Source organism: Bacillus sp. AF62 (genome assembly GCF_050312695.1).
Classification (GTDB): domain Bacteria; phylum Bacillota; class Bacilli; order Bacillales; family Bacillaceae_G; genus Bacillus_A; species Bacillus_A cereus.
The window spans coordinates 306308-316516 of sequence record NZ_JBNPJZ010000047.1; the positions used below are offsets into that span (position 1 = coordinate 306308).

Below are 10209 nucleotides of genomic sequence, written 5' to 3' on the forward strand. Positions count from 1 at the left end.
AATGGGATACCATTTCTCTTTTTTTGTGCGTATATTCCGAAAAGCTTGTACATATCCATGTATAAAGAAGGTGATGCAGTGAAAAAGTATGCAACTCGAATACATGGGAAGAAACTGATTTCGTTACTCCTTTTATATGCGCTAATAGTAATTATAATAGCGTCGATTTTGACGTCACTTTTACATACAATGAAATCGAATTATGCAAATCAATGGTTTGGAAAAGTATCGATGCAAGGTTTTGTTCAAATGATAGAAAGTGAGAATCACTATTACGGATTTGATTATTTTAAGCAGAATAAAAGAGAGTCAGTTGGGAATTTAATGTTCTCTATTGCGACAGATTTGAAAATTAAAGATTTAAGAACATTCGTCGGTAAAGAAGTACCTGGTATGTCAAAGTATTATTCTAATATTATCGTAGCTGGGGAAGGGACAAACTTGACGAATATCCCAAATGAATCTAGTGTACCGATTGAAGAAGTAACGAAAGAACGGGAAGTAGCAAAAGATAAAGTTACAGAAGCGGAAAAGAATAATCCGGTTCAGAAAAAGAACGGAGCGAAAAAAGGTGAAAGTGCAGTATATATTTATCATACACATAGCTGGGAATCCTTCTTTCCATTATTACCAGGGGCAACTGATCCATCTAGCCCAGATGTAAATGTGTCCTTACTAGGAAAACGTATGAAGGAACAACTTGAGGGGCAAGGAATTCCAGTAATTCACGATAAAACGAATATGGGTGATTTATTAGCGAGTAAAAAGTGGGTATGGTATCAGTCATATAAAGCATCTCATGAATATGTAAAAGGAGCATTAGCACAAAATAATAAAATTGCGTTTCCGATTGATATACATCGTGATGATCAGCGTAAGAAAGTAACAACAAAAGTAATTAATGGAAAATCGTATGCAAGATTATATTTTATTATTGGGATGGAAAATGAAGGCCGTGCTGAAAATGAAAAAATTGCAAGAGCGATCAATAGTTATTTAGATGAAAACTATTACGGATTAAGTAGAGGGATTTTTCCGAAGTATAAAAAAGATGGAAATGGCGTTTATAACCAAGATCTATCGAAAAATGCGATGCTAATTGAAGTTGGTGGTGTTGATAATACGTTAGATGAATTATATAACACAATTGATGTGTTAACAGAAGCGTTTAGTAAATATTATTGGAATGATGCGGAAAAAGTGAATGGATGAGGGACGGAAGACCGTTCCTTTTTATTTTGAAATCTTAAAATATGATATAATAGAATTTTGTGAATGTTAAATAAGGGGGGAGAGAGAAACATGCAAATACTACTAATACGCCACGGAGAATCAGAAGCTGATATTTTACATGTGCATGAAGGACGAGCTGATTTTGAGTTGACTGACAAAGGGAGACGACAAGTACAAAGACTTGTACAGAAAGTGAAAAAAGATTTTGCACCAGATTTCATTTGGGCAAGCACATTAAAACGCGCTCGCGAAACGGGTGAAACATTAGCAGAAGCAATTGGTTGTCCAATTCAATTAGAAGAGGAATTAATGGAGTTTAATAATGGAATACAAGCTGGTTTATCATTTGAAGAAGCAAAGAAATATCCAGAGCCAAAGTTTCTTCATGACCGTTTTGAAAACGGAGAGTCATTTATTGAGTTTCGAATGAGAATAGAAGGAATCTTTTCTAAAATTATGACAGAGAATACATATGATCGAATTGCAATTGTTGCCCATGGAGGCGTAATTAATAGTCTATTACGTGCATTTTTCAAAATGCCAATTTCAATGGACTACTATTTCAAAATGGGAGATACGGGAATAAGTTTAATTGAAATTGAGGGTGAACAAAAAACGGTGCATTTCATTAATGATACGAATCATTTGGACGGGATGTAAAAACTTATGTACAAAGTTGTATTTTTCGATGTTGACGGTACGTTATTAAGTGAGATTGATAGAAGTATGCACGAAAGTACAAAAGAAGCGATACGAAGGTTAATAGATAATGGAGTTCATGTAGTTGTTACAACAGGGAGACCATATAGTTTATGCTCACAATTTAAGGGACTAGGCATAAAAACGTATATTTCTGCAAATGGTGCACATATAAAATGTGGGGAAAAAGTTATACATAAATCAGTACTTTCAAGCGAAATCGTTCATGATATTTCAAATTTTGCTGAATTACATGGTCACAGTGTTTCCTAATGCTATTATAACAGGGTTTTTAACCCCTGTGGCAACATTTTGGTACCTTTTTTACTATATCTTCTTCTATAAATGCAATTACTTCTGCTTGTTTTGAAGGGTATAGGTGGCTATACGTATTTAGGGTTGTAGCCACATCTGAATGACCAAGACGTTGCGCTACTATAAGTGGACTTACACCCTTGTTAATTAGATATGATGCATGGGAATGCCTAAATTCATGTAACAAGATTCTTTTAACACCAGCGTTAAGTACATAGTTTGTATACTTTCTATCGAGAGTGCTTGCTGATATGCTAGTATAAAATTCGCCAAACACAACGTAATTAATTTTGATAGATGATTTTACTGTAGCATGCTCTTTTAAATTTTTCAATAAATCGACTACAAGAGATGGTAACATAATAATTCTATTTGAGGATTTTGTTTTTGGTTTTGTAATTTTTCTGTTAAACTCTGTTTTATTTATATTTATTGTTTTTTCCTCAAAATTGATATCTTCCCAAGTTAAAGCTAGTAGCTCACCTTTTCTAGCACCGCTATAATAAAGTGTTGAGAAAAAAGTTTTATATAATAGATCGTCTACACTATTAATAAATTGATGAAATTCATCAAACTCCCAAAAATTCATTCGTTTATTCGATTCCTTTTCGAAATTTCCAGCAATGCGTGCAGGATTGTTTGTTAATCCATGAAATTTAATTGCGAAGTTAAATATGGAAGAGAGTACAGTATGAATTTTTTTTAAATGGTCTGCGGAATAGTTGTTAATAATTTTATTTTGATAATGCATAATGTGTTTGGCCGTAATCTGGTCAATTTTGATTTTGTTAAATTCTTGTATTAAATGATTGTATATTATATTTCTTATAACGTTTATTGATGTGTGCTTTCGTCTTTGACAATACCAATCAAAATAACTATCCGCAACTTGAGCAAACGTCAAGCTAGAGTGCGTCTCTTTTTCAACCAACATTTTTGCTTCGGCTTCACGTGCTTCTTTTTTCGTTTTAAATCCACGACGCTTTACTTGTTTTTGTGTACCGTCAAACTGACGTACTCTGACAACGAAGAAATAGGTTCCGCGTTCTTTATCTTTGTAGACCACCATAGGAATCCCTCCTGTATATATAAAGATTGATAATTCAATTTATTGAGTAGATTATAACTTGTTTGTTACCAAAAGAAAAGGCTCCCAAAATAAATTGAGAGCCTTTTCTTTGACTTGAACCACTATAATTTTAATAACATATAACTTAAAAATTCCCCACTCATAATAGTGGGGAAGATTGGTAAGGATACAATCATATTACCATAATGATTGTGAGGCGTATATTGAGAAAATCCGACATTTGTTTTTTATAATATTGTAATACGCTTTTTAATTGGTTGGGTGCAATTATTGAAAATTGGCTGGTTTCTACCTTGATTTGAGTAGAATATAATAAAAAATGAACTTCTATTCATTATTTGTGTGAAATATTTGAAACGGAAGTCGAATAATTTCAATATTTTTCTTAGAAGCTATATTGAGAAATGTATTTCAGGATGGAATAGAATATGTGTTTGTGCTAAAATTGGCTTTGGATACAGTATATGGGCTTCTGTCAAACCAATAGACAGAATAGTCTTAAAAAATAAAATAATTTAAAGCATAAAACTCGCAGAGCGTGTGTAAGAGGTCCACCCATAAAGCCTCTCACACCGTTCATCCTAAACCTACCTTAGGACAAACATTTGCATCATACGAGTTCCTCCTTAGTTTAACAGATATTTATCATTCGTAGTGCAGTTTAGAGGTTGAGAAAATAGGATGGTGGATTTTTATGTTTTAAGGGTAAGGGGGAACAACATGAAAAAAGTTATGGACGAATTGTTGGAGAAAATTGAATCTTCTGGGTTCACACGTCGGCAATTTGCTATAAGGATTGGTGCAAGTCGTGAAACATTCCGAAGGGGTATAAATGCAGAAAGCGAAATGGATGTAGAATTGTTTTTTACAGCTATAAATTTTCTGTATGAAAATCCTGAGGATAAACGAAAAATTACAGCTAAGTATTTTCTAGCATGTAATCATCCAGCACATTTAGAAGTAGGGTTAATTTATTGTCAGGTACAAGGTGAATATAGTTTAATGAATGCGCTTATTGAACAAAATAAAGAAAATTCTAGTTTATCAATATTTTTTACAATATACATATTGTTTAATAAACGTAATAAAAATGAATTAAGAGGGCAACTACTTTACGAAAAAATTAGGGAGACTCGTTTTTCTTCGAATCCGCATGTTCAAGTTATGGCTAACATTTTATATATGTTAGCGTTGGCGCATAAACCTAATAATAATGCAATTATTCAATATGTAGATGAGGTTGAGGCAAATCTTAAACTAATTAAGAAAGGGAGAATAAAAGATTACCTTCGTATGTTTGCAGATGAACGCATTGCATTTATGCATTTATGGAGGATAGAGTTGAATGAGTGTAGAAAAATTGCTTATAGGATTATTGATTCACCTATTGATATTCCGATGATTAAAATGACAGGCGTTTCGTGTTTGGCGGAAAGTTTTCAGGCTGAGAATCCTATAAAGGCTGAAGCCCTTTTGGTACAAGCGGGGGATATGTTAAAGGAAATTAAAGTATCTCAGCAATCTCAAAAATATATAGCAGTCCAAACCACTTTAGCTCACGTCCGGATATATAATAATATAAACATTGATAAAATTGATGTATCGACACTTCATCCAACTGAGCGGGCGACATTTGAGTATCGTTTCGGGAATCGCGAACTTGCACTTTCTATTTTTGAAGAGTTAAAAGAAGCTGGGCATACTCCTTTTTCTCGAATTGCACATTCGATGTGTATTCAGGATATTGATGGTATTAAACAGGCATTACTGGAATTTGAATTAATGGGATTGAGTTTTTATGGACAAATGTATAAAATGATTCTTAACAAGGAAGGTGTTGTGTTGGCGTGAAAGTGAAGATAGTGACAGTATTAATGATTCTGGGGATTGTGAGTTTGTGGGGAGGAAGTTTAAGTGATTTTGAACAGAAAGAAGTTCAACAGAAACAAACAGAAATAAAATATATGTTTAACGATCCGGGAACTAGCTGAATAGAATTTAAAAAAAGTCACTACTTAGTAGTGACTTTTCGTGCTTTTAGGGGTGACCCATTCTAAAGGGGTATGTTTCAAAAATGGGTCACCTATAATTTTACAATTTATAAAAAGGAGAGACTTTGTATGGTTCTAAATACGTGTAGAATGGAATCAGGAGGATGCGAAATGAACAAAGAACAATTGGCGAAAGAGTTAATGGTAAAGTGGTTTTTAGAAAACAAGAGAACAGATGTTAAAGAGGTGTTACAAGTCATTACCTCAAGTGTATATGAAGAAATAGAAACCAAAAAAGCTAACAATTAAGTTAGCTTTCTTGGTAGAAAATTATCTCTTATTTTTGAGTTTTAGTAAATTGCACATACATCAAAGCTTGTTTCCACGCATTTTCTTGCTCATTTTCTGGTAGGTCGGATACCAATTCAGCAAAACGTGAAGCCATTTCAGCCGTTTTTTTATCTTCAGCTTCCGTTAAACGTGAATCTTGTGATCGTCCTAATAAATAATCTGTAGTCACACAATATAAATCAGCGATCGCTGTAAGTAAGGACATGCTTGGCTCAATTCTATTTGTCTCCAGATGAGAGTAAGTAGGTCTAGAAATGTTTAATTGGTTAGCTATTTCACCTTGAGTGCGCTTTCCTCTTAATTGTTTTAATTTGTTGCCCAAGGTCATTGGAATAATCCCCTTTCATACCCGAAATGTCTTAACCTCATTATAGTTAAAAAAATTATCAATTTAAACCCTTTTAAGAAAAAATGTTCAAAAATTTATAAAAAATATTGATGTTCAAAAACTTATCATTTATACTGAAGGTACGGAAAGAGTTAAAATGATAAGAAGGTGATTCAATGAGTAATGTAGTTAAAAACGAGAGACTCCATTGCAAAATGACAAGAAAACAATTAGCGGAAAAGTTAGGTATATCAGTAGCCTATATAAGGAAGATAGAAGATGGGTATATACCGAGACCTTATATAATCGCAAGATATCAAACAGTGTTTAATAGGAGCGCTAGAGAGCTTTTTCCTGATTATTTTGCGGTATTTGATGATAAATAATTTATCTTAAAGTAGCTAATTTGTGAGTTGAAATATTTAATTTTTTTCAAAAGGAGCGATACCCATGCACAAAAACCTATACATCGCTAGAAAAGAGCAACGCATGACACAAAAGAAAGCAGCAAATTTGATTCATATTGCACCAAGAACATATTTTGCTAAAGAACACGGTAAAAGTGATTTCACTCTAAAAGAGGCTCAAAAACTAGCAAAATACTTCAATACAACAGTGGACGAGCTGTTTGAGAAATAGAGGAGAGAAAACAAGTGAAAAATGGTAAATGACCAACGAAGCGAGAGAAGATACATATCAATTCATACAACTTAAATCCTGATAATTGGTTGATCTATAAGAAGGCAGATGGACGACTACATTTGGTTGATCGTCATACGAACTCAAGACGAGTCATTCCAAGTGCGTAGGGATAAAATTCTCACTCGCCAATTTGGGAGAGGTAATTATTCATACAAGGAGAGAAAAAATCATGACCAAATCAGTTCTAACAAAGGACTTAGAAAAGAAACAAATACTCGATGAATTCTTACAGCATTGTGAAAAGAAGCAAGTTGAAGCGCTGCAAAAGAATGATCCCTATCAGTTTTGCATCTGGATTAAAGAAGCTCGATTGGCCCGAAGGGAATTGATGGCACTCTATCGTGCGAAAGAAAAGCATGATGAGGAACGTAAACGTATAAAAGGAATTGTTCACCGCTTGAAAAGTATCGGTGTGAATGCGGATGTTGTGGAGAGGGTGCATTTAAATCACAAGATTGTATAAAAAATGTATAAAATTTTTAATATATGTATAATATGTGTCTTTTCGCCCTATCATAATACTAAAGTCGTAAAATGACGAATAAAAGGGAAATAAGGGGGAACCGATTTGTTCATGTTATCGATCCAAGCTATGCGGAAAAATCTAGGGATACTATTGTAATATAGAAAATTAGTACACTAGTACACTTTAAAACAGAAAGGAGTCCTAAAAAATGCTACTGGCTATCAATCAAATTAAAGTTGCTGAACGCATCCGTAAAGAGTTCGGTAATATAGAAGAACTTGCGAACGACATCAAAGAAAACGGGCTCATTAATCCACCTGTTGTGACACCCGAGCATGAGTTAATCGCTGGTGAACGAAGGTTACGTGCTTGTAAATATCTGAATTATCAACAAATTGAAGTGCGCGTCATGTCTGTTCGAGACTATGAACATAAATTGAAAATTGAAATAGGTGAGAATGAGCATCGCAAGGAATTTACTTTCTCAGAAAGAATGGTTTGGGCTAGAGAATTGGAACGAATTGAATCTGCTAAAGCAAGGAGAAGAATGAGTGAAGGTGGTAAAGGTAGGGAAAATTTGCCCACCCTTAAAAGCGAACGTGCCCGTGACATTGTAGCTGAAAAAATCGGCATAGGCAGTGGGAAACAATATGAAAAAGCAAAATTCATCGCTGAACACGCTGACTCTTCCACAATTGCAAAATTAGACAACGAAGAAACTAGCATACATAAGGCATATACAGAGTTGAAGACGAAACTTAAAGAAAAAAACAAGCTCCTTCAACAAGCACAGAAAGAAGCCGATCAAGCTCGTAAATCGGAACAATTAACTCGGAAACAATTAGAAGAATTAGAACAACAAGCACCTACGATTGTCGAAAAAGAAGTGGTGAAAGAGGTAGAAATCGTACCGAATAATCTATTGAACGAAATAGATAAGTTAAAGGATGAGGCGAGTTTTTACAAACAAAAGGCAGATGCTTTATCAAGAGGTGTGGATGACATACAACTTGAGGAATCTTCCATGAATTACATAGCAAATAAAAACGTTCACAATTTGATTGCCTATATGGATGAATTTCTAAAAGATGCAGTGGTATCGTCTCTCATGCGTGGTTCGATTGCGACCGCAAGTGATGCGACAAAGATATTACTAGATTCACGTATTGAAGCGTTTCAGGAATTCTTACATGATCTCAAGATAGCGAAGACCGGTCGAAAAATGAACTAATGGGAGGATTACACATGGAACACGTTACGCAATTACCAATCACACTGAATGAAGCTGGGGATTTAGTCATCAAACGTATAGATAATCAAACGCTTGAAAAACTCATCGCATTGATGCAAACGCAATTTGCGAATCAAAATAACAAATTAACAAAGGTGGATAAAACGTTAGGGAAGCTTGGCGAATCCGTGGGTTGCTTCGACAATCGTCTCACACAGGTGCAATTAGATAACGTGGCATCTAAACTCATTCGAAATCAGTTGCAGCAAGAAAGACATGCGAAGGCAGAAGGATTCGTGGGCAATAAAGTACAGCTGACATTTGAAGCAATGGAAGGGACAAAATCCGACTTGGAGCGTCATGTGCAAGTGTTAATTAGGAAAGAAGTCACACGTATTATGCGCCAGATTACATCGTATATCAAAGAGAAATTGGGTTTACAATCCATAGAAGATATCCCAATTTGTTTCGTCGAGAAACATAAGCAACTGTTGAAAGAATTAACGTGGAAGAAGCTAGATAATTTTGTGAAAGGCGGTCTTTAGAATGGGAGAAGAAAGTACATTTTCCTTATGTATGGTAAGCCTGTTCTTTGCAGGTTTGGCTGGATTTATATATGTGATGGATTGGATAGATAAAAGATGGATGAAGGATGCAGAGAAATAACAGCATTTATGTGAACCGTCTTGAAATAGGAGAAAGCCCTAGCGGAATGCCAGAGCTTACAAGGTTGGTACGAAATAATTGCTAATACTGAATGATTATAACACAAGGTTTTAATAACTGATATAAAAAGATAAACAGAAATATGACATTGAGGAGTGAGATAGTATGGACATCAAGCAATATGGTAAACGTGAAAAACGCTTAGTCGAACAAGTAGGAATGGCGAGAATGTGGGGTTTTAACCAATTGGTGATTGCAATTATTGATAAGCATGGTATTGAAGCTGCGGAGGGAATTCTAGAGGATTTACAACGGCATGCCACAGATACAGCAACTCTTTATATACAATCTGTGGAAAGCAAAAAAGCCCCATAGCATAGGACTTTTAGCAGAAAAACTACTTGATATGCACAAAAGTAAGACTCGAATTCACCTTTGTAATTTGCCTTCAACTCACTATAACAGAAATTTGTTTCATGTCAAACAAGAAAAACTACCATAGAAAGACAAAAAGACCTGCTATGAGGTCCCTTGTCGTGCCCAGTTCAATATACGGAGAGTGACATTTCAATGTCATAACAAAAGAGTAATAACGAAATGATATATCTACAGTATATCAGGGTATAAACTAGAATACTAGCTTCTTTTAAAAGAATATTCAGTTATTTATACTCAACCCAATCGACCCATTTCCGTGAGTCATGGGTCCAAGCTTTTCATTGAGTTTCACAATTAGGATACCACACAGTCTTTTTTACCACAATTAGGAGGGAAGTTTTTAAATGATAGAAAACCCAATGGTTTTACATAATGGATATGACATTCGAGATCCGCAAGAATATGAGCCCATTCCTTTCAAAGATATCTGCGGAAGTGATGTATTCCCAGATGATGATGTATTGATTTCTCCAGACGGGGAAGTTCTTCTGAGAGAGAACGCAGTGCCATACTTAGTCACGTTACTGGGATTTCAAGAACGACGAGGTGAATTGTAAATTGTGCATGGAACAGGTGCAAAGCAAGATTGAAAATGAGATTGCTATTTTAAAGCGTTTCATTGCTCGGTATGAGCGTGCAAATGACTCCGAATCAATTTGTATGGTAATTGCCTACAGGTATGCCTTGCAGGCGTTTATA

Annotated in this window: 14 protein-coding genes and 2 pseudogenes; 14 read left to right on the forward strand and 2 right to left on the reverse strand. The window is 34.8% G+C overall.

Going from position 1 to position 10209, the window contains the following annotated elements; translation table 11 throughout:
- The first annotated feature begins 6 nt into the window (after positions 1-6).
- From spoIIP to ACQRBL_RS09850, 3 genes and pseudogenes are all read left to right on the forward strand, one after another.
- Positions 7-1212, forward strand: coding sequence for a stage II sporulation protein P (gene spoIIP / locus ACQRBL_RS09840; protein WP_307838012.1), 1206 nt, complete (start codon positions 7-9; stop codon positions 1210-1212).
- Positions 1213-1302: 90 nt separating this feature from the next.
- The gene (locus ACQRBL_RS09845; RefSeq protein WP_001166441.1) at positions 1303-1893 is read left to right on the forward strand and encodes a histidine phosphatase family protein; all 591 of its coding nucleotides are present in this window, start codon (positions 1303-1305) and stop codon (positions 1891-1893) included.
- Between the two features lie 6 nt (positions 1894-1899).
- Positions 1900-2202, forward strand: a pseudogene (locus ACQRBL_RS09850) (HAD hydrolase family protein); the annotation flags it as partial.
- Between the two features lie 22 nt (positions 2203-2224).
- Here the strand turns inward: ACQRBL_RS09850 and ACQRBL_RS09855 are convergent.
- The gene (locus tag ACQRBL_RS09855) at positions 2225-3316 is read right to left on the reverse strand and encodes a tyrosine-type recombinase/integrase (protein WP_197230924.1); all 1092 of its coding nucleotides are present in this window, start codon (positions 3314-3316) and stop codon (positions 2225-2227) included.
- Positions 3317-4057: 741 nt separating this feature from the next.
- On the opposite strand from ACQRBL_RS09855, the gene ACQRBL_RS09860 reads away from it, so the two are divergent.
- The 3 genes from ACQRBL_RS09860 to ACQRBL_RS09870 all read left to right on the forward strand — a co-directional run bounded on the left by ACQRBL_RS09860 (position 4058) and on the right by ACQRBL_RS09870 (position 5637).
- The gene (locus ACQRBL_RS09860; protein WP_411995663.1) at positions 4058-5188 is read left to right on the forward strand and encodes an AimR family lysis-lysogeny pheromone receptor; all 1131 of its coding nucleotides are present in this window, start codon (positions 4058-4060) and stop codon (positions 5186-5188) included.
- A complete protein-coding gene (locus ACQRBL_RS09865) occupies positions 5185-5328 on the forward strand; it encodes a hypothetical protein (RefSeq protein WP_179860832.1) in 144 nt (47 codons plus the stop codon). Before ACQRBL_RS09860 ends, ACQRBL_RS09865 begins: the two co-directional genes overlap by 4 nt.
- A 171-nt stretch (positions 5329-5499) precedes the next feature.
- Positions 5500-5637 (forward strand): hypothetical protein, encoded by a 138-nt coding sequence (locus ACQRBL_RS09870; RefSeq protein WP_179860833.1) that lies wholly within the window; start codon positions 5500-5502, stop codon positions 5635-5637.
- A 28-nt stretch (positions 5638-5665) separates the two neighbouring features.
- Here the strand turns inward: ACQRBL_RS09870 and ACQRBL_RS09875 are convergent, their stop codons facing one another.
- Positions 5666-6007 (reverse strand): helix-turn-helix domain-containing protein, encoded by a 342-nt coding sequence (locus tag ACQRBL_RS09875; protein ID WP_000172213.1) that lies wholly within the window; start codon positions 6005-6007, stop codon positions 5666-5668.
- Between the two features lie 176 nt (positions 6008-6183).
- On the opposite strand from ACQRBL_RS09875, the gene ACQRBL_RS09880 reads away from it, so the two are divergent.
- The 8 genes and pseudogenes from ACQRBL_RS09880 (at position 6184) to ACQRBL_RS09915 (ending at position 10067) form a co-directional block, all read left to right on the forward strand.
- The gene (locus tag ACQRBL_RS09880; RefSeq protein ID WP_000073374.1) at positions 6184-6393 is read left to right on the forward strand and encodes a helix-turn-helix transcriptional regulator; all 210 of its coding nucleotides are present in this window, start codon (positions 6184-6186) and stop codon (positions 6391-6393) included.
- 64 nt (positions 6394-6457) lie between these two features.
- Positions 6458-6646, forward strand: coding sequence for a helix-turn-helix transcriptional regulator (locus ACQRBL_RS09885; protein WP_097984402.1), 189 nt, complete (start codon positions 6458-6460; stop codon positions 6644-6646).
- A gap of 14 nt (positions 6647-6660) precedes the next feature.
- Positions 6661-6816 (forward strand): annotated as a pseudogene (locus ACQRBL_RS09890) (DUF6906 family protein).
- A gap of 62 nt (positions 6817-6878) precedes the next feature.
- Positions 6879-7172, forward strand: a complete 294-nt coding sequence (locus ACQRBL_RS09895) for a hypothetical protein (protein WP_097984404.1) — start codon at positions 6879-6881, stop codon at positions 7170-7172.
- A gap of 211 nt (positions 7173-7383) precedes the next feature.
- Positions 7384-8406 carry a ParB N-terminal domain-containing protein gene (locus ACQRBL_RS09900; RefSeq protein WP_098282392.1) on the forward strand — a complete coding sequence of 341 codons (1023 nt, stop codon included), beginning with the start codon at positions 7384-7386 and terminating at the stop codon, positions 8404-8406.
- A 14-nt stretch (positions 8407-8420) separates the two neighbouring features.
- Positions 8421-8951 carry a hypothetical protein gene (locus tag ACQRBL_RS09905; RefSeq protein WP_197230936.1) on the forward strand — a complete coding sequence of 177 codons (531 nt, stop codon included), beginning with the start codon at positions 8421-8423 and terminating at the stop codon, positions 8949-8951.
- Positions 8952-9237: 286 nt separating this feature from the next.
- Positions 9238-9447: a hypothetical protein gene (locus ACQRBL_RS09910; protein WP_199795925.1), complete on the forward strand. Its 210-nt coding sequence runs from the start codon at positions 9238-9240 to the stop codon at positions 9445-9447.
- Positions 9448-9854: 407 nt separating this feature from the next.
- Positions 9855-10067, forward strand: coding sequence for a YqaI family protein (locus tag ACQRBL_RS09915; protein WP_023523053.1), 213 nt, complete (start codon positions 9855-9857; stop codon positions 10065-10067).
- Positions 10068-10209: the final 142 nt, after the last annotated feature.